Source organism: Rhodonellum sp., from assembly GCF_030656585.1.
In the GTDB taxonomy this organism is placed as follows: Bacteria; Bacteroidota; Bacteroidia; order Cytophagales; family Cyclobacteriaceae; genus Rhodonellum; species Rhodonellum psychrophilum.
The window spans coordinates 13832-33798 of record NZ_JAUSPP010000005.1; the positions used below are offsets into that span (position 1 = coordinate 13832).

At 42.1% G+C, this 19967-nt stretch carries 17 protein-coding genes; 9 read left to right on the forward strand and 8 right to left on the reverse strand.

The features are described 5' to 3' along the window. Positions 1 to 34 precede the first annotated feature (34 nt). Genes Q7J63_RS00460 through Q7J63_RS00480 form a run of 5 tightly spaced genes read left to right on the forward strand, consistent with a single transcriptional unit; the run spans position 35 to position 7130 of the window. Positions 35 to 688 carry an MBL fold metallo-hydrolase gene (locus tag Q7J63_RS00460; protein WP_304883521.1) on the forward strand — a complete coding sequence of 218 codons (654 nt, stop codon included), beginning with the start codon at positions 35 to 37 and terminating at the stop codon, positions 686 to 688. Next, positions 685 to 1380: a CDP-diacylglycerol--serine O-phosphatidyltransferase gene (pssA, locus tag Q7J63_RS00465; protein WP_304883522.1), complete on the forward strand. Its 696-nt coding sequence runs from the start codon at positions 685 to 687 to the stop codon at positions 1378 to 1380. Before Q7J63_RS00460 ends, pssA begins: the two co-directional genes overlap by 4 nt. Next, positions 1373 to 4642, forward strand: a complete 3270-nt coding sequence (gene porU, locus Q7J63_RS00470) for a type IX secretion system sortase PorU (RefSeq protein ID WP_304883523.1) — start codon at positions 1373 to 1375, stop codon at positions 4640 to 4642. The genes pssA and porU overlap by 8 nt, the downstream gene beginning before the upstream one ends. Further along, positions 4639 to 5862: a type IX secretion system outer membrane channel protein PorV gene (gene porV / locus Q7J63_RS00475; RefSeq protein WP_304883524.1), complete on the forward strand. Its 1224-nt coding sequence runs from the start codon at positions 4639 to 4641 to the stop codon at positions 5860 to 5862. Before porU ends, porV begins: the two co-directional genes overlap by 4 nt. Next, positions 5859 to 7130 carry a pitrilysin family protein gene (locus Q7J63_RS00480; RefSeq protein ID WP_304883525.1) on the forward strand — a complete coding sequence of 424 codons (1272 nt, stop codon included), beginning with the start codon at positions 5859 to 5861 and terminating at the stop codon, positions 7128 to 7130. The genes porV and Q7J63_RS00480 overlap by 4 nt, the downstream gene beginning before the upstream one ends. Here the strand turns inward: Q7J63_RS00480 and Q7J63_RS00485 are convergent. From Q7J63_RS00485 to Q7J63_RS00495, 3 genes are read right to left on the reverse strand one after another with little or no spacing between them, the layout of a single operon-like run. Next, positions 7127 to 8083 (reverse strand): glycosyltransferase family A protein, encoded by a 957-nt coding sequence (locus Q7J63_RS00485; protein WP_304883526.1) that lies wholly within the window; start codon positions 8081 to 8083, stop codon positions 7127 to 7129. The two genes, Q7J63_RS00480 and Q7J63_RS00485, sit on opposite strands and share 4 nt — an antisense overlap. 2 nt (positions 8084 to 8085) lie before the next feature. Next, the gene (locus tag Q7J63_RS00490) at positions 8086 to 9015 is read right to left on the reverse strand and encodes a hypothetical protein (RefSeq protein WP_304883527.1); all 930 of its coding nucleotides are present in this window, start codon (positions 9013 to 9015) and stop codon (positions 8086 to 8088) included. Then, positions 8978 to 9400 (reverse strand): FdtA/QdtA family cupin domain-containing protein, encoded by a 423-nt coding sequence (locus Q7J63_RS00495; RefSeq protein WP_304883528.1) that lies wholly within the window; start codon positions 9398 to 9400, stop codon positions 8978 to 8980. The genes Q7J63_RS00490 and Q7J63_RS00495 overlap by 38 nt, the downstream gene beginning before the upstream one ends. A 159-nt stretch (positions 9401 to 9559) precedes the next feature. Here Q7J63_RS00495 and Q7J63_RS00500 point away from each other — a divergent pair, with 159 nt between their 5' ends. Further along, positions 9560 to 10159 carry a YigZ family protein gene (locus Q7J63_RS00500; RefSeq protein ID WP_304883530.1) on the forward strand — a complete coding sequence of 200 codons (600 nt, stop codon included), beginning with the start codon at positions 9560 to 9562 and terminating at the stop codon, positions 10157 to 10159. Here Q7J63_RS00500 and Q7J63_RS00505 read toward each other — a convergent pair. The 3 genes from Q7J63_RS00505 to Q7J63_RS00515 are packed head-to-tail and all read right to left on the reverse strand — an operon-like array spanning position 10149 to position 13407. Then, on the reverse strand, positions 10149 to 10751 hold the full coding sequence (locus Q7J63_RS00505) for a 3'-5' exonuclease (RefSeq protein ID WP_019597927.1): 603 nt from the start codon (positions 10749 to 10751) through the stop codon (positions 10149 to 10151). The two genes, Q7J63_RS00500 and Q7J63_RS00505, sit on opposite strands and share 11 nt — an antisense overlap. Further along, complete coding sequence (nhaC, locus tag Q7J63_RS00510; protein ID WP_019597928.1) at positions 10748 to 12226, reverse strand: Na+/H+ antiporter NhaC; 1479 nt, start codon at positions 12224 to 12226, stop codon at positions 10748 to 10750. The genes Q7J63_RS00505 and nhaC overlap by 4 nt, the downstream gene beginning before the upstream one ends. Before the next feature lie 53 nt (positions 12227 to 12279). Beyond that, positions 12280 to 13407: an FAD-binding oxidoreductase gene (locus Q7J63_RS00515; protein WP_304883533.1), complete on the reverse strand. Its 1128-nt coding sequence runs from the start codon at positions 13405 to 13407 to the stop codon at positions 12280 to 12282. Between the two features lie 78 nt (positions 13408 to 13485). Between Q7J63_RS00515 and Q7J63_RS00520 the strand changes: the two genes are divergently transcribed. Then, complete coding sequence (locus Q7J63_RS00520; RefSeq protein WP_019597930.1) at positions 13486 to 13965, forward strand: DUF962 domain-containing protein; 480 nt, start codon at positions 13486 to 13488, stop codon at positions 13963 to 13965. Positions 13966 to 14146: 181 nt separating this feature from the next. After that, entirely contained in the window at positions 14147 to 16162 is a 2016-nt protein-coding gene (locus Q7J63_RS00525) for a cation:proton antiporter (RefSeq protein ID WP_019597931.1), read from the forward strand. A gap of 7 nt (positions 16163 to 16169) precedes the next feature. Here Q7J63_RS00525 and Q7J63_RS00530 read toward each other — a convergent pair whose 3' ends face one another. Continuing rightward, positions 16170 to 18461 carry a patatin-like phospholipase family protein gene (locus Q7J63_RS00530; RefSeq protein ID WP_304883535.1) on the reverse strand — a complete coding sequence of 764 codons (2292 nt, stop codon included), beginning with the start codon at positions 18459 to 18461 and terminating at the stop codon, positions 16170 to 16172. Positions 18462 to 18642: 181 nt separating this feature from the next. On the opposite strand from Q7J63_RS00530, the gene Q7J63_RS00535 reads away from it, so the two are divergent. Further along, positions 18643 to 19263 (forward strand): DUF4494 domain-containing protein, encoded by a 621-nt coding sequence (locus tag Q7J63_RS00535; RefSeq protein ID WP_304883537.1) that lies wholly within the window; start codon positions 18643 to 18645, stop codon positions 19261 to 19263. Positions 19264 to 19345: 82 nt separating this feature from the next. Here the strand turns inward: Q7J63_RS00535 and Q7J63_RS00540 are convergent, their stop codons facing one another. Next, entirely contained in the window at positions 19346 to 19945 is a 600-nt protein-coding gene (locus tag Q7J63_RS00540) for a hydrolase (RefSeq protein ID WP_304883538.1), read from the reverse strand. Positions 19946 to 19967 lie beyond the last annotated feature (22 nt).

Genomic DNA, 19967 nt, shown 5'->3' on the forward strand with positions numbered 1-19967 from the left:
GTTATTTTGATGGAATAAAGAAAATGTTTCCAATATGATGCAACTAAGACACTTCACATTTAACCCTTTCCAAGAAAACACCTATGTACTCTATGACGAGACCAAGGAAGCAATCATCATCGATCCAGGTTGTTATGAAAAAGAAGAACAGGGATTGTTGAATGGCTTTATTGAGAAGGAGGGATTGAAGGTAAAGTATTTGATCAACACCCATTGCCACATTGATCATGTCTTGGGAAATGCTTTTGTGAAAAGAAAATATCAGGTCCCCCTTTGGATGCACAAAAACGAAGTCCAAGTTCTAAAAGCGGTTTCAGCCTACGCCTCCAATTATGGCTTCCCGGGGTATGAGGAAACTGAGGGGGATAAATTTATTGACGAAAAAGACAGCATCACTTTCGGAAACACAACATTGGAAATCTTTTTTGTCCCGGGACATGCGCCTGGCCATCTGATTTTTTACCATCCCGAGACATCCACCTGCATCGCCGGGGACACCCTTTTTCAAGGAAGTATCGGGAGAACCGACCTTCCGGGTGGGGATCATGCTACTTTATTGCGTGCGATCAAGGATCAAATGTTTGTTTTGCCCGATGAGGTAAAGGTTTACCCAGGCCATGGTCCGGCCACTACCATTGGTGATGAAAAAATCCACAATCCTTTTGTTGGTAAAAACGCAAGATTTTGAACATAAAAAAACACATTCCCAATGCCTTAACCTCCCTGAACCTTTTCAGTGGAATGGTTGGGATTTATTTTGTACTGGAGGGAAACATCACATACGGTGCTTATTTTATTTTGATCGCGGCGGTTTTTGACTTTCTGGATGGCTTTGTGGCCAGACTGCTTCATGTCCACAGTGAAATCGGCAAACAACTGGATTCTTTGGCGGACTTGGTGACCTTCGGTGTACTGCCTGCTTTTATCCTTTTTGAATGGATCAGGCAGATTTCCGACCTGCCATATTTGCCTTATATCGCATTGATTGTCGGAATATTTTCCGCTCTTCGTTTGGCAAAATTCAACGTTGATGAAAGGCAGTCGGATCGGTTTATCGGCGTCCCTACACCCGCAAATGCACTTTTCATCAGCGGACTGCCATTTTTGATCCAGAAATTCCCAGCATTGGAATCCTTTATTGTCACCCCCATCACTTTGGTTTTGATCAGCTTGGCAATGTCTTTCCTTTTGGTTGCGGAACTCCCTTTGATTGCCCTCAAATTCAAAAACTACCAGATCAAACCAAACATTTTCCGCTACATCACGCTTTTGATTGGATTGGTATGCATTGTTTTACTGGGTATCGCTGGAATTCCCTTAGTGATTATTTCCTATATTGTGCTTTCTGTTTTGGAAAATGTTTGGGTGAAAAATGAATGATTTGGAGTTGAAGTTCAGGTTATGGAAAATAGGAATATTGCTTTTGTTTCCATTGGCTTTCCCTCTAATTTCAAAATCCCAAACTGCTTACCTTAAATTCCCCATTACCAAAGAAGGAGTTTACAAAATATCCCTGAGCCAAGTATCCTCTCTGGGAGTCGGTGATTTGGAGGAAATTTCGTTATTTGGAAATCCCGGTATGATCCCCCAAAAGCTGGACAGCTTGTCACTTACGCTCAGGGAAATTCCCACCCAAAAAATTGGAGAATCGCTTTATTTTTTCACCGCAGGACCCCATCAAATTGGGATAGTGGAAGATGAAATCCAATACCAACATCATCACTATGCAGATACCCTGTATTATTTGATCGGGAAAAAAGTAAGCAGCAACAAGATCGCACTCCAATCCAATCCAATCCAAAATCCAAACAGCACCCGCCTTTATCAAATAAACTCCCGAAAATGGGAGGAAAACAATATTATATCTTCAGGAAGGAATTGGTATTCCAAACCCATTTTCAGGGGACAGTCAAAAGTCATTTCATTTCAAAAACCCATTGGGTCTGATTCAGATTTATTCCTAAAGATAAACTTGATGGGTCAATCCCTCAGTGAAAATGAATTCAAATTGACGGCAAATGGACAAGTGACCGAGACCATCACCCTGCCCTCCATTCCAAATTCAACGTATGGAATCAAGGGAAGGGAAGCCGTATTGAAAAGCGGGTTTTCTGTTGGTAATGCGAATAATATTTCCCTAAATATAGCTTATCAAACCACTGATTTGAATGGAAATGGATATTTGGATTATGCCCTTCTGGTTTCAGCGTTCAACACGGCAAATCTTTCTGCGGGGATTTATTACCATTTGGACGAGAACCCTGCCATCTTTTCCACCTCTGGGGACTTCAAGGTTTGGAATGTTTCAAATCCCTATCAAATCTGGGAAAGCCAAAAAAACCATGTCCTGAACAAGGGAGGGAAAATACTTATTTTTGACCCAACCCAAATCGTCGATATTTCCCGACCGGAACCCGTAAATATGACAATTAGGGAGAACGCGATCAGGGAACCCTTCATTATAATCACTTCAGACCATTTGATTTCACAGGCCAACAGACTGGCTTCCCATAAAAATGGATTGGGAATTCAGACCAAGGTGGTTCGCCTGAAGGAAATTTATGATGGCTTTGGGTACGGGACCAAAGATGTCTCTGCCATCAGGAATTTTCTGGCATTTCATTTCCACAAAGAAAAACAATTAAAAAATGTCCTGTTTTTCGGGAAAGGAACTTTTGATTACAAAACCCTTGTCGGAGGAAGGCCCAATTTGGTCCCTACATACAGTTCCAGGAATAGCCTCAATCCTTTGACCACTTACAGTTCGGATGATTTTTTCGGTTTTCTGGATTGGGGACAGGGCGAATGGGAGGAATCAACCTCGGGTGACGAAAGATTACAGATTGGGGTAGGACGGATTCCCGCCACCAACTTTGCTGAAGCGACCGTAATGGTGGACAAGCTTATTGCCTATGAAAACAGGGTAAATACCGCTGGGGATTGGAAGCGGAAAATAGCCTTCTTTGCCGACGATGCCGACAACAATATCCATCTCAATGATGCCGAAAGCCATGCTGCCTACCTGTCTGAAAACCACCCTGAATTCCAAATAGAAAAACTCTATTTGGACAAATTCGAACAATTAAGGACCTCTACGCGTCAATTTTCACCTGTCGCCAAGGCTGCATTGTCCAAAACAATTGAAGAGGGCGTTCTTTTTTTGAATTATATCGGTCATGGCAACGAAACAACTTTGACAGCCGAACAGGTATTTACAGTGAGTGACCTTGCCAATTGGCCCGACAATCCATTGCTTCCCTTGTTCGTCACCGCTACATGTGAATTTGGACGACATGACAGTCCATTCGTAAGATCCGGAGCCGAGGAATTGTTATTTGCGAGAAAAAAGGGCGCAATTGGTTTGCTCACCACGGGAAGACCAGTATTCAGCAGTCTCAATTTTGCACTAAACAAAGCTTTTATCGAGGCGGTTTTCAATCAGGAAAACGGGGAATACCTGGATTTGGGAGCTATTTACAGACTGACCAAAAACAACAGCCTGAACGGTGCTTTTAACAGAAATTTCTCCTTACTTGGCGATCCCTCCATGAAACTGGCCCTCCCGGAATTAAAAACCAAAATCGAAAACGTGTTCGACATCCTGTTGGACGTTCCTGCCGACACCCTAAAGGCAAGTCAAATCCTTAAAATCGAAGGGGAAATCATAGATCCACTATCCGGTGGTTTTTTGGCCAATGCAAACGGGATTTTCGAATTGCTCATCACGGACAAACCATCAAAAAGCCGAACACTCGGTGATGAAAGTAGCCCCGCTGATTTTTTTGAGGACACCAGTATCCTTTTCAAAGGTTCGGGGAACATCACAGGAGGAACTTTTGCGGCAGAGATTTTTATCCCAAAAAACATTGATTATAGTTTTGGAAAAGGGAAAATAAGGGTATTCGCAAAGTTGGACCGTGGCACCCAAGAAGCTATGGGAGCAGAAACAATCGTCATCGGCGGAACTTCAGGCAACAGTACTGAAGATAAGGAAGGCCCAAAAATTCAACTTTTTTTCGGAGACAGCACAACAAATGCCAATACCTTCAACACCACTACCCTACCCCTTTTGGTGCATTTGGAAGACATCAGCGGCATTAATATTTCACCCAACAATATCGGGCAGGATCTCAGCCTGATCGTCAATGGAGGCACACCAATAGTATTGAACTACCATTACCTTGCCCTTAATGGTGGATATAAAAACGGCAAGGTAGAAACGCTTTTGGAGGGCTTGAGAGAAGGTGGAAACATAATCACCATTGAGGCATGGGACAATGTCGGGAATGGCTCGACCCTAACCCGAGAGATAACCATAAAAGGAAGTTTGGAGATCAAGATTATCAAACACCTAACCTATCCCAATCCCGCGACGGAAAAAAGCCGCTTTTCGATTGAGCACAATCGGCCCAATGAAAACATCTTGCTCAACTTGAATGTTTTCACCACTGGCGGTCAGAAAATATATACCGCACAAAAACGTTATGTGAAAGCTGCGTCAATTTTGGAAGATTTGGAATGGATTTTTTTGCGCGACAAAACAAAATATCCGGCAAAAGGAACTTATATTTACGAGATACAGCTCTTGTCAGAATTGGATGGCAGTTCGGACAGCATGGGTGGAAAAATAATTATTCAATGAAGAAATCATTCAATCATTCGTCAAGAAAATCATTTTTTTTGATTTTGGTAAGTTTATTATCCTTTAATGCTGTTGCCCAAAACTCCACCATTATCTCGGGACAAGACCCCAACAGGAGGGTCATCACTACCGCACTCCCTTTTTTGAATTTCGCCCCAGACAGCAGGCATTCCGGTATGGGAGATGTGGGAGTTGCCACTTCTCCGGACGGAAATTCAGCGCATTGGAATGCTGGAAAATTGGTTTTTGTGGAGAACGAAATGGGATTTTCACTATCCTATTCTCCTTGGCTGGGGAAATTGGTAAACGACATGTCCCTCAGTTACCTGACTTTCTACAAAAAAATAGATGACGTTTCTGCTTTTGGCGTCGATTTGCGGTATTTCAATATGGGAGACATCCAACTTACGGATGGACGGGGAAACGAATTGGGAGAATTCACTCCACGTGACATTGCGATTGGAGGTACTTATTCAAGAAAACTCTCTGAGAATTTAGGGCTTGGTATTTCTGCAAGATTCATACACTCCAACCTTTCAGGAAGTATCTCTTCGGTCAGTGGGAGTGAAAGTAGGCCTGGTATGACTGTCGGAACCGATGTTGGCCTATACTATAAAAAAGAGGTTTTTCCAGGGAACAGGCAAGGCTTGTGGTCTTGGGGAGTTTCGATTACCAACATTGGACCCAAGATCACCTACAACAGTGCCGATGATCTTGATTACATCCCAACCAATTTCAGAATCGGTACAGCCTATTCCGTCAATTTGGACGAATTCAATAAAATTACCTTTGCTTTGGATCTAAACAAATTGATGGTGCCCACCCCGCCCATTTACCAAACCAATGAAGATGGTAGTTTGGCTAGAGATGACAATGGAAACCTGATCATTGCTCCAAATGGAGGAAAAGACCCGAACAGACCCTTGATATCTGGAATGTTTGGTTCATTTGCTGATGCACCTGGAGGTTTCAGTGAAGAGATCAAGGAACTCATGATTTCAGCTGGAATCGAATATACGTACAACAATGCCTTTTCCTTAAGAACAGGGTACTTCTATGAAAACCCCAACAAGGGCGGAAGAAGATATTTCACCATGGGCGTTGGATTCAATTACAAACAATTGGGTTTTGACTTTTCCTATCTCGTCCCGCAGACTCAAAATCATCCTTTAGCAGAAACCTTGCGTTTTTCATTGGCCTATAATATCTCCAGTAAATGACATTGAACAGATCTCTCGCCCCTGAATTTAAAATTCCAGAGGACATTTCTTTACCAAAACCAACAAAAAGGACTCTCAAAAATGGAGTCCCTTTGTTTTTCATTCCCACCACAGCGGTCGATGCAGTAAAACTGGAAATCAATACCGATACCCAATCCATGGTCGGGGATTTGGAAAAAAAATTGGTTGCCTATTTCACCCTGCACCTTACATTGGAAGGAACCAAAACGAAAAATTCAGAGGTATTGGATGACTTTTTTGACACCTATGCCAGTGAGGTGGATGTGATCTCCAATTTTGAGCACAATGGTCTTTCCCTTTTGACAACCACGAAACATTTCGCCAAGGTGCTGCCGGTTTTTAGATCGCTTTTCACCGAAGCAATATTTCCGGAGAAGGAATTGGTCAAAAGAAAATCCCAAAAATCCCTAAGCATCACCATACAAAGAGAAAAAAACAGCGTCCAAGCCAGCCAACTCTTTCGCAACCAATTGTTTGATCAAGGTCATTCCTATGGACAGATTGTCACAGAAGAAGATGTTGATGCGATTGTAAGGGAAGACCTCCTTGCTTTTTATAAGGACTCACTTTGGATCAATCCGGAAATATTCGTGACTGGGAATCTGAATGAAACAGCTTTGGATTTGATTGCCCAAACCTTTGAATCCTTGCCCGTGACCTTCAAAGAAATTGAGTCCCCAGTATTCAGCAACAAGGCAAAAGCAAGAATTTATGAAAACAGGGAGAAATCCCTTCAGTCCAGTTTGAGGATCGGTTGTCATCTGATACCCAAAAACCATCCCGACTATTTTGCGCTTTACGTTTTCAATACATTCCTCGGTGGTTATTTCGGATCCCGATTGATCAAAAACATCCGAGAAGAAAAAGGACATACTTATGGCATCTACAGCAGCATTGGCAGCCTAAAAGATGCGGATTATTGGGTGGTCATGGCCGATGTTCAAAAACAATTTTTGGAGGAGGTCATTGGAGAAATCTACAAAGAGCTGGACTTGCTTCAAACCGAGTTGATTTCCGATCAGGAATTGGAAGTGGTGAGAAACTATATGATCGGAAATTTCCTTTCCAATTTTAGTTCCGCCTTTGACTTGATAGACCGATTCAAATCCATCCATCAGGCGGGGCTTGATTTTGGGTTTTTTCAGCGTCAACTTGACTTTATCCGCAGCTTCAATCCTGAAGAGATCCGGTCTGTCGGAAAGAAATATTTGAAAAAGGAAAATATGGTCGAGGTGATCGTTGGTTAGTCTTTCGTCATTCTGAGATAAAACCACGAGAAATCCAATCTCCACTTGGCCCAAAGCCGGAAAATTTGATGGAGAGGTCCCTTTTCACCGAGTTCTCTGGCCAAATTCAAAAATCCTTTGGCCACCTCAAAATTTGAAGAGGCCAAAGCATGCTTTGATTCAAAATTCACCCTGTTCAACAAGGCTTGGTTTTCTGCTTTGGTTTGGTTCATGGCTTGTATTTTCCGACAAACAATCAAAGTCGAATTCAGCATACTTGTGCTTTTTGGAAAATATTGCTTGGCCGAAAAGGAGTCCGGTAAGATTTTTTTCTTGACCCCGATATGATTGGAAAAGACAACTGGGAATTTTCTGGACAACCTCACCATTATGTCAAAATCCTCGTAAGACAAGCTTTCATCATACCCCCCCTCGTCTCTGAATTTTTGCGCATCGATTACCAAAGAAACAGACATCAAGCAATGTCTCGATACCAAATCGCAGTACCGATCACCTTCTCTTACACTTTCAAGCAATCGCCCTGTATCATCCCTTTTGAAAAATGTTTTGCTCGGGCTTCCCTCCTTTTCCAACCAAACATCCGAAAAACAAAAACCCGCATTTCCGGAATGGGAAAGTCTTTGCACACTTTGCGAAACATGTTCGGGAAGCAAAGCATCATCTCCGGAAAGGTCAATCAAATATTTTCCCTGACTTTGCAAAAAGGCAACATTGAAGGAGGTACAATAAGGCAGGGATTGTTTTCTGAAAATGGATATGATTGTCGCACTCCCTTTTTGCCGATGTAGCCAATTATGGATTTTATGAGCCGTCTCGTCATCGCTCCCGTTATCAATGACAATCAGTTCAATATTTAAATATGACTGCAACAGGACACTTTCCAGAGCCTCTTCTATAAATTCCTCGTGGTTGTAAGCGGTGCAAATGACTGAAACTAGCGGAAAATCCTGCATCCTCAAATTGTTTTGTGCCAGAAGATTTTATTCTCAGAAGCGTTGGAAAACTTGGATTTGAAAAACATAAGGGAGTGGTTCGGCTGCCCTTCCAGATCCGAAGAACCCAAATCCAAAAAGGAAACTTTCTGTTCTGCTGCCAATTTGAGTAAGTGAACCATGATCAATTCTCCCGCAATTTTGGATTGCGATTTTGGATCGATGGCAGAAAGGTAATAATAAAGACTGTCGGACGTCAATTTAACGGCCAATGCATGCGCAATTGCTTTTCCTTCCTCCCAAATGGTGATTACGAAATAGCGCTCGGGAAAACTTGAAACCTGCTGTACCAACCGACTTTCCGAAATATTGGATACATATCCCCGGTATTGATTCCAAGACCTTATTTCCTTTAGAAACCCAAAATTCTGGATATTTCCGACCATCACTTGAAGACCTAGTGATTTTGTCTTTTTTTGGTACTTCAGCACCAATTCAAGTGAGAACTTTTTCAGTTTCTTTTTCCCTTCAAAAAACTGATGGTTTAATATTCTTTTGGCTTCAAACCCTGCCGAGTGCAACAAATAACCCACCAAGTCCGAATGGTGACAATACATAAGCGGGGCTTGGATCGCCGTGATACTGGTTACATTTCTTTGCTTTAGGGAAATAATAAGTGTTTCAATAAAAAAGGAAATAGATTCGGAGGAAGTAGATTCATGGATCCAAAAACCGCCAAACGGAGCATTGGGAATTGAAATCGCTTCATGGGCATCATTGACGGAAAGGAATATTTCAGCTTTTAACTGGCCCTTTTTGACCAAAGTTGCACGGAGATATTGGACGGCATTTTCCGGATGAAAATTCATCAAAAAGTAATCATGATCTGGTAGGTCAGATTCCTCCAATGAAAATTTAAAGTCTGACTTTGTATTCTTGCTGAAGTCTTTCAAAATCTTGTTTTTTTCTGATGTAATCCTTTTCAGAGAAGAATTTATTGGACAAAACCAATAGGATGGCCGCATCATGGAAAGTCACCTCTGACCACACCAAGGCCGGCAAAACCAAGGCCTGATTGGGTTCTGTCAACTCAAATTGAAACTTTCCCCCTCCCAAATCTTCCAAAAAAACCTTCAAACGCCCCTGAAGACAAACCAGTACCTGGTTTTCTTCCAAGTGTGCATGAACACCCCTCACCCCTCCTTCAGGCACTCTGCTGATCCAAAAAGTTCTCTTGATCTGAATGGGGAAATCTTCCGGTTTGTCCATGAAGGTCAGCAAACCCGATGCACTTTGGATCCCATCCAAGAGGATGATTTCAGGCCTTATTTTTTTCATAATTTGCATTTCCTCCATGTTTCTTTGCCTAAAAATAAAACTAATTTAAGGATTATCACCTGCTCCAAAATCCTATTTCGCTATTTTTGGAAGAACGAAGGGAATTGGCTGTTGTTCATCTGCGTTTACGCCCGTCCCAAAACAAAAAAATCAATTTAGATGGAGGATACATTTTTGACCTTAAAACATGATTCCGAAGGGTTATTCAAAGAAAAAGGGAGTAAATTTTTCGCCTTTGCTTATCCGGTTGCAGATGAAGAGGAGGTTAAAATAAAATTGGATTTTTTAAGAAAAAAATATTTCGACGCCAGACACCACTGTTACGGATATATGCTGGGGAAAGAGCAAGAGAATTTCCGGGCCAATGACGATGGGGAGCCCAATCATTCGGCGGGTGATCCCATACTTGGACAAATACGATCCCACCAATTGACGAATGTTTTGATTGTCGTGGTGCGCTATTTTGGGGGGACCAAATTGGGCGTCGGCGGATTGATTCAAGCTTACAAAGCAGCAGCCTCAGAGGCAATCCTCAACAATGAAATCATTATTGCCATTGTGAAAAAGAGACTTTTACTCAAGTTTGATTATATCGCGATGAACGACGTGATGAAAATGATCAAGGATTATGATTTAGAGATATTGGACCAGACTTTTGACAACATTTGCCAAATCCATTTACGCGTAAGGGAAGCCCTTTTTTCTGAATTGACCGATAAAATCGGAGGTTTGGAACAAGTTGAAATACTCAACGGTTGAAAATCTCATCGAGGTAACCTTGGTATTCCAGCTTCTTGAAAATTTCGAGGCAAGCCCAAGCATCCGTGGCAGCATAGATCATTTGTTTTTTGGTCAATGTGGGAGCTTCCCAATTGGACACTTGCTCGGTTTTGGATATGCGCATGTTCAAGACCATGGCGGATAGATTCCTGACGCCTACATTGTGAAAGCCTACCTTTTTGAGTTCGTCATTCAGGTCAAAAAAACCTCCCGGATTGAATCCGACACTTACTTTTCGAAGCGCTCTCAAATCGTCCAAAACTGCAGCACCTATCTTGATCGTCCCGGGATCTTCCAATATTTCTCTAATGCTTCCGGGAAGCCCAATATGATTGAGCCTGATCAGATAAGCGACCTCGTCCGTAGACAACTGAAGTAGGGAGACATAGTGCTGCGTCCCCTTGGAAAAAGAAGGCTTCGTTTCCGTGTCAAACCCAATCAGTTTGTGTTTGGAAAGTTCATTTCGGGCTTCTCTGATTTGATCCAAGTTATCGACAAGGATGATTTCACCTTCAAATTGTCCCAAAGGCAATTCATTGATTTCTGTTTTTGTTATTCTTTTGAGAATCATGCTACCAATTCTTTTTTAATTTCTCTCATCTCCTCTTTGGAGTAAAAATTGATACCCAATTTAAGGTATCCGAACAAAATCGTCATTATCGGACTGATGATGTTAAAAAAACAATAAGGTGCGTAAGTAAGTGTCGCCACCCCGAGTACAGACGCCTGTGTTGCGCCACAGGTATTCCAAGGAATCAAAACGGAAGTAACCGTAGCACTGTCTTCCAAGGTCCGGCTGAGATTTTCGGGTTTTAAGCCCCTTTTTCTGTAAATATCAGCATACATTCTTCCTGGAACCAAAATTGCCAAATATTGATCCGAAGCGGTAACGTTGAAAAACATACAGGTCGCGGCCGTCGAGGCGATCAATGAACCTACCGTATGTACTTTTCTGATGACCGCTTCTGCAATTACGCGAAGCATTCCGCTTTCTTCCATGATCCCCCCAAATATCATCGCACAGATGATCAGCCAAATAGTATTCAGCATTCCTGACATTCCTCTTGTAATCAGCAATTCGTTGACCACTTCATTGGATGTGACAATGCTGATCTCACCGTACAAAGACATCATTACCGCTTTGAATGCATTTAGGGCAAATCCCCCTTCCTGATTTGCGACCAGTTGGATAATCTGGGGTTGAAAGATGATGGCGAAAACACCCCCAAGCAAAGCGCCAGCCAGCAATGCCGGCACCGCGGACACTTTTTTGACGATCATCACCAGCACCAACACCGGCACGATAAACAACCAGCCATTGATATTGAATTTTTCCAAAATCACTGTAGATATTTCCTTCACCTGTTCCACTGACCCTTCAACACTATTGGTGAAGCCAATAATTCCAAAAATAATCATTGTAATCAAAATTGAAGGAATCGTAGTTTTTGCCATGTGCCTGATATGGGTAAACAAATCCGTTCCCGCCATGGCTGGCGCAAGGTTGGTCGTATCGGAAAGTGGGGACATTTTATCGCCAAAATAGGCACCTGAGAGGATTGCTCCAGCAATAATCCCCTCACTAAAACCCAATGCCTTGCCAATCCCCAAAAGCGCCACACCCACGGTGGCAACCGTTGTCCAGCTGCTTCCGGTGGCAACAGAAACGATGCCGCTGATCACACAGGCTGCCAACAGGAAGATGGTGGGATTGAGAAGTTGAAGACCATAATAAATCATGGCTGGGACGATTCCGCTAAGCATCCAAGTTCCGGCAAGTGATCCGATCAGTAACAGGATCAATATGCTGGACATGGCCGAGCTGATGCTTTTGACAATCCCGTCCTGAAGGATTTCCCACTGGAAATCCAACCTGAAAACAGCCACCAAACCCGCAACAGCAGCCGATAAGATCAAAACGATCTGATTGGAGCCTAAGAGACCATCGGTTCCAAAAACCCATATATTGACAACCAGTAAAACGATTAGAAAAAAAATGGGAAACAGAGCTTCGAAGAGAGCCGGTTCTTTGTGGTGTTTAATCATTAAATATTTCTTTGAAAACTTTTGAAGACTGAAATTAATAAAATTCTTGAACTTTACACTTCATTAAAATAGCAAACAAGCTCTCCTGCGGTTTGCCAACCAATGGCTACTCCCATTCCTCCCAATCTCACTGCAATGCCTACTCCGGGAAAAGGCATAGAGACAATCGGGGTTTTATTGGGCCCAAAACCCATTATCCCACTCCATTCCATTTCTATTTCAGGGACTTGACCGGGAAACAGAAATTCCTCCACAATTCCTTTCAAATAATTTTTGATATTTTCATTTGTCCCAAAGGAAGTGGTGTTTTCAATATCGAAAGCCATATTTCTCCCTCCACCGATCAATAATCTGTTGTCAACATTTCTGAAATAAACATACCCTTTGTCAAAATGAAATGCTCCTTTCCAGGGAATTGCCATGGAAAAGGGTTTTGTAACCAAAATGAGTCCCCTTCCCGGTTGGATATCGAGTTCCGGGAACAATGTTTTTGAAAAAGCATTGGTACAAAGTGCCAAATGCCGCGCTTCAAACGTGATGGATGTATCCATCACTGAATGGCGGACAATCACCAATTTTTCCTCCACAATCACTTCTCCCACTTCCGATCCCGTCAAAATTTTGACCCCCAATTCCCCACATTTACGCCAAAGGGAATCAATGAATTTGCCACTGTCTAATTCTCCTTCAAATTTATTCTCAATTACTGCCAAAACCTTTTTGCCAAAACCGAAATCCCCCACTTTCCCCACTGTCTCAAAAACCTTTTGTTTGAAGATGGGCATTAGCAGCTCGTTGATTCGAGAAAGGTGCTCCAATGCAGGAAGCTCCCTTTCGGTAATCAATTCATAACCATGATTCGACACATAATCAAGAGCTTTGTCTCCGAAGACCTTTCTGATGGCCAGCAAACCCTTGTATCGGCGTTCCACCAAATCCAAAACATCCTCCGAACTCAACTGTTCAAGATCGTCCAGTATTTCCGTAACACTCCCAAAACAGGCAAATCCTGCGTTCCTCGTGCTTGCCCCGCTTGGAAAAACTCCTCTCTCCAAAACCAATACCGTGCTTTCCGGAAATTTCCATTTATATTGAATAGCTGTAGAAAGCCCAACGATTCCTCCGCCAATGACAATCAAATCATATTTTAGAAAATTTTTCTTTTCCCAATAGCTCAACATTTTTCCTGCCTGTTCAATAAATATGAAGACTATTTATTAAATTAAAGCTGGGAATCCAATTAAACACCCAAAAGAACAATGAGAAAAATTGACGCCTTGCTTTACGAATATGGCTTAAGCCACCAGAATGAAACCAACAAGGCCATTCATTGGATATGTGTCCCTGCGATTTTTTTTAGCATTGTTGGTCTTATCTTTAGCATCCCTGCAGGAATCCTTGATTCGCTTTCTCCATTTTTGCACAACTTTGCAAATTGGGCGACCGTTGTGTTGGTATTGGTCTTGATTTATTATGCCACGCTATCTCCTCCATTGGCATTGGGTATGTTGCTGTTTTCTGCCGTTTGTCTGGCAATGGCCAATTTGATTGACCTGATTTCACCCATTCCGTTATGGACTGTAAGCTTATCAATTTTTGCAGTCGCATGGATTTTTCAATTTTATGGTCATAAGATTGAAGGAAAAAAACCTTCCTTTTTAAAAGATATCCAATTTTTACTGATCGGTCCAGCTTGGCTCATGCATTTCATTTACAAAAGATTTGGGTTTGCATATTGAAAAAAATGAATTGAACAAAACAATACCAAAACCAATTGAATTCAGGCACTTACACTGTATCTAAGCGATCGTTTCCTTTCCAAAAATCCATTTCCCAGAACAGTTCTATAAATAAAACCAAATGAATAGCGCCTAATATTGTATTTTTAGGATTGTTTCATCATTGGTATCAAGCAGATTTATGCATTTCTATTCCCTTGCTTCGGTTGAATTTCCTTTACTTTCCGATATTGTAGTCATTTTTGGGCTGGCCACTTTGGTGATTCTTTTGTTTATGCGAATGAAGATTCCCACCATCATCGGCTTTCTGTTTACCGGGGCTTTGGCAGGCCCATATGGGCTTTCATTTGTGAAGGCCTCCACGGCGGTGGATGTGCTATCGGAAATCGGTGTGATTCTCTTGTTGTTTGTCATCGGGATGGAATTCTCGTTGAAAAGCTTGATGGCAATCAAAAAAGCCGTTTTTATTGGGGGAAGTCTTCAGGTCTTTCTCACCATTATAGTTACTTCCCTGCTTGCCAATTTATTGGGTTTTGATTGGAATATTGCCGTTTTTATGGGCTTTTTGTTTGCCTTGAGCAGCACAGCAATCGTCCTTAAACTCCTTCAGGAAGCCGGGCAAGTGAATACCATTTCGGGAAGGACAACGCTTGCGATCCTGATATTTCAGGATGTGATCATCGTACCCTTGATGCTCTTCACCCCAATGCTTGCTGGGCAATCCGACAATATTGCACTTTCCTTGTTATTCATGGCGCTGAAGGCTGGATTGGTCATTTTGATTACCATCGTAAGCGCAAAATACCTGATTCCCACTTTGCTCTATCGGGTGGCTAAAACCAAGAGTGAGGAATTGTTCCTATTGAGCATCATTGTCACTTGTTTTGCGGTCGCCTATCTTACCTCCTTACTGGGGCTTTCCTTGGGGCTCGGTGCTTTCCTGGCCGGTTTGATCATCAGCGAATCGGATTACAGCCACCACGCCACCGGCAAAATACTCCCCTTCCGAGAGATTTTCCTCAGCTTCTTTTTTGTATCCGTCGGAATGCTCTTCGATATCGGCTTTCTTTTTTCCAATATCTTGGTCATCCTTTCCCTTACTGCCTTGACGATCTTTGTGAAATTTATTTTGGTTGCCATTTCGGTCAGAGCCATAGGTCAGGGATTTAAAGAAGCATTTATTGTAAGTTTTTCAATTTTTCAAGTCGGGGAATTTTCGCTTTTGTTGGCCAAAGAGGGATTGAAATTTGAGCTGTTGGATGCTGACACCTATCAGTATTTTTTGGCGATTTCGATTCTGACGATGGCCATTACCCCTTTTGTGTTGAAGAAACGGGAAACACTTGCCTGTGGCATCCTGAACCTCCCTATCCCCAGTAAATTGAATAAAAAGTACGGGAATGAAAATGTCCCTGAAATCACTTTAGAAAAGGAAGGATTGAAAGATCATTTGGTCATCATTGGCTATGGGCTCAACGGTAGAAATCTTGCCAAAGCCGCGAAATCAGCAAAAATCCCCTATGCGATCATCGAGATGAATCCCGAAACTGTGCGAACAGAATCCGCCAAAGGGGAACCCATTATTTTTGGAGATGCATCCATCGATGCCATTCTGGAACATGTGAACATTCACAAGGCAAGGGTGGCCGTGATTGCCATTTCCAATGCGGACGCGACGAAAAGGATCATTTCAAACATCAACAGGATCACCCAAAACCCCTTTGTAATCGTCAGGACCCGGTATGTGAATGAGATGGAAGAACACTTCAAATTGGGCGCGGATGAGGTGATCCCTGAAGAATTTGAAACTTCCATAGAAATATTCACCAGGGTTTTGACCAAGTATTTGGTCCCAAAACTTGACATCGAAGCCTTTACCGAAGAGGTCAGATCGAGAAACTATGAGATGTTCAGGAGTACTTCCACGGAAGAAGAATCCAAACTCAAATTTGATCTGCCCGAAATCAATTTTATCAGCCTGAAAATTGAAAAAGACTCTGGAAGATTCATCAATAAAGCCATCAAAGACGTACGTTTAAGAGAACTGGCAGGAATTAACTTAGTCGCCATAAAAAGGGATGATACTACGATTACGGAGATCAATGGCGACCACAAGTTGAAGCTGGGTGATTTGATTTACGTAGTTGGAAAACCGGATGCCTTGGAATCCTTTCGTGACGAAATGGGATTTGAATAGCAAGTTGTTATTCCTTTGCCACCAGCCATTTTATTTCCTTTATTTTCTGAAGGGAAATTGTGTTTTTGGAGCTGTTTATGTTGTCAAGGATGGTTTTCTTTTCCTTGGCCGTCAAGCGCCAGTTGAGTGATGCTCTTTGGGATTCATAATCCTTCAGGCTAACATCAGTGGATGATTCGACAGGCTTACTTTGTTTCAGAAAAGGAATGGTAGAATATTCAAACTCAACTCTATTCAATTCAAAATCAAGTGTTTCACGAAGGTAATTGTACAAGGTTTCATTGTTGATGGTCTGTACTTTGTCCCAGTTGATGTAAATATTTTTTAGGGGTGTGAAAATTTTCTGGATAATGGTCGGGTTCAATTTGGGGTCGATTTCCTTGGCTTTTTCAGAATCCCTAATGGAAATCATGGTGACACCAGACGTGTTTTCCTTGATCCAATCCTCAAAAACGTACATAAAACGCAATGCATCCTGAATCCCAAAATTGTCCGACAATCCTGCGTCCATGGTTTCCATGGTCGGAATGGAAGGCAGCTGAATATTAGGCGTGAAGAAAGGGAAAGTCGCACCCATCCGAAGGGCGCTGATAAACCTTAGGTTTAGGGCGTCTTGATCATAAAAAAAGCGCTGAAAATCTATCGATTGGCTTTTTTCACTACCCTCTCTTTCTGGCAGGTGAGATACACCCATATAGCTCATGGATTGGGGAGATATGATCAATTTCCTCCCATCATTGATAATCAGAGGAGTGATCAGCATCATGGGAATCTGGCTTTTGTATTCTGGTTCTAAATAAGCAGAAATGGGTTTTTCCAAAATCCCCTTGGTATTGATGTTCAATTGGTTCTCAAAGGCATAACCTCGGTCTTTCAAATATCTCCTGCCATTGTATTCAAAATATTGATTTCTTATCAAAAGGTCATTGACCAAAAGAGTGAATATAATGGGGTTCAAATTATCGGAAGACATTTGATCCAGGTAGATTGGATCGAGGATATCGATGGAATCGTCTTCCTTTGACAAGAGGTAAAGTTCCCTGAAAAACGCGGCGCCTATAATCCCTCCTGAAGCACCTGTGATAAGCTGGGTATGGTTAAACAATTCCCCATTGGTCGTTTCCTCGAGTTTTTGAAGCACTTTAAGTGTCCACAGTGCGGCCCTTTGCCCCCCTCCGCTGGTGGTCAGCATGACCATTTTTGGCTTTTTGTTTTCAGGAAACTTTTTCCGCCAATTGTCCAAAATTTGAATGGTATATTCTCTATCCTTTTTCACCGTGTCTGGGTGAAGAAGTTCATTGAGATGGTTGAGGTTATAAGTTGTTGGAATCGTATCGTAATTTAAACCAAAAGCGGTGTGGGGCCTATTGAACAAATCGGAATTTGACAGGAAATTAATAACCAAAGCACCTAAAATCACGACGGGAATCGACCATTCCCGAAGCCAAAAGACCAGTGCACCTACCAACATGGTCATTACCGAAAAAAGCAAGATTCCGCTTGCCGCAGCGGGGATTTGTAAAAATGTATTTTCTCTGAAGAAACCCAAAAACAAGATTACCCCGATCAAAGTAGTTTGAATAATGAACAAATTCAGATGGTTTTGGTCAAAAACCCGCAACAATTGTTGTCCTTGAAACCTTGAAAGATCCTTCCGAACCTCCCTGACAGTAAAGTCATAACACAGATAGTTCTCCACTTTGTCTTGGATTTTCTTACTGTCTTTTATTTGCCGCAACATGTGCGCCCTTGGAATCTTGGCCTTGCGAAGTTGCTTTTCAAGTGAATCGGCAAAAAGCACAAAGATGTTTTTATTGGTAATGCCGAAATAAAGAAAGATCAAGGAAAAAGTAAGCAGCGTGCCTCCTGCAAATCCAAGAAAATACTGGAAGACATGCCAGTTGCTCTCCGGCGCATTGTCCAGCTGAAAATCTATAAAACAATAGATGTACAGAACATAAAACACAAGCGGGATAATGAAATTATTGATCGTGTATTGGATAAAAGGTCTCGGCACTACGGCCAGAAACTTGAATTTGGCTCCATGGAGGATATAAGTGGTCATATGAAAGGACATGGTAAAAATACCCAAACCGATTCCTACCAAAAAAAAGCCCTTCCAGGAAACGCTGTTTAAGTATTCCGGATCCAACATCAAGTACGGAATACCCAGAACGGTCCCGAATTTTTGGATGACAATCAATGTCAGCAATGCCCAAGGAAGAATTAGGAGCAAATCCTTTCTTAAATGAAGGAGGAGCAATTGCACTGGAAAAGAATAAAAGATCTTAAACCACATCTGTAAATATTTCTTGGATAATATACAAGATTTTCAGAAACTAAAAAGATTCTTGCTCCAATTTTGCCAAGTCGGAAGTCAAAGGCTATGATTGCGAACAATTTCCTTAAATAATAAAATGCATTGGCACTTTTGCCAATAGTCGTTACCTTCGCAAGGATAAATTTAAATAAAGACAATAATGAGAACCTGGTTTTTGTGTAAGGTAAAATATGCCAAAGAAAATGAGCAAGGCCTGCTCAAAAATGTTTCCGAGCAATATCTTGTAGATGCCGTATCCTTCACGGAAGCAGAAGCAAGAATATACGACATGCTGGGATCGGTCATTCGCGGAGACTTCCAAGTGACCAATATCAGCAAAAGCAATATTGTGGACGTTTTCTATTATGAAGATATCGATGTTTGGCACAAATGCAAAATCACCTATTTGGTGACAGATGCTGACAGCGGCAAAGAGAAAAAAGTAACACAATTTATGTTGGTCACTGCCCATGATGTAAAAGAAGCCCAAGAAAGGATTTTTGAGAGCTTGAACAATATGTTGGTGACTTTCCGTGTGCCGGAAATCGCTGAAAGCCCAATTGTGGAAATTTTCCCTTATGAGAAGGAGGACGAAGAATTATTGCCACCTCCAGGCGCCAATCTCCGTCCAGTGAGTGAGGTTAAAGCTGAGCAAGAGAGAAGAGACCAAAACAGGGCTGAATTGGAAAATGCCAGACTCCAAAAAGAATCGGAAGCAGAAGATGAGGATGATTTGGAAGTCGCCCAAAGATCTGAAGAAGACGAAGAAGGCGAGTTTTAGACAGAAGGAGGGTTTGGATTACCAAGCCCTCCTTTTCTTTCCCATTCAATTTAAGAAAGGAAAATGTTTTTGGGAGGACAAGCTACTTTCTCAACTGGTTTTTGACCACAAATTCTATCAGTTCGTCGACCGAAATCCCGGCCCTTTCGCTTGCATCGGCAATATCTTCCCGGCTTACCTGGGCGGCAAAAGCCTTATCCTTCAGCCTTTTTTTAACTCCCTTTACTTCCATTTCCTCATACCCCTGAGGGCGCATGATAGAATAAGCATGGACAAATCCTGACAATTCGTCAAAGGCATACAACATCTTGTCCATTTCCGTAGTGGGATCAACACCAAAATATCGCGGACCATGACTTGCGATCGCCTTGATGATCCGGGGATCAATTTTCCGTGCCTCCAATTCCTCAATGATTTTTCGACAATGATGATCCGGCCATTGATCCCAATCGGCATCATGCAGCAATCCGGACAAATACCACATGTGTTGCGTCTCAGCATCGTATCCCTTGAATATTGCATAGGCCTTCATGAGATGCCCAACTTGCTTCATGTGAAAAACCAACTTCTCATTTTTCACCCAATCGGTCAGTAATGACATGCTTTCTACATCATTCAATACATTTCCGAGATTTTCTTCCGAACCGAATTTCTTTCGGTTCAATGCATGGCTAAATTCCATATTTGACAAGGTGTTTTTATTT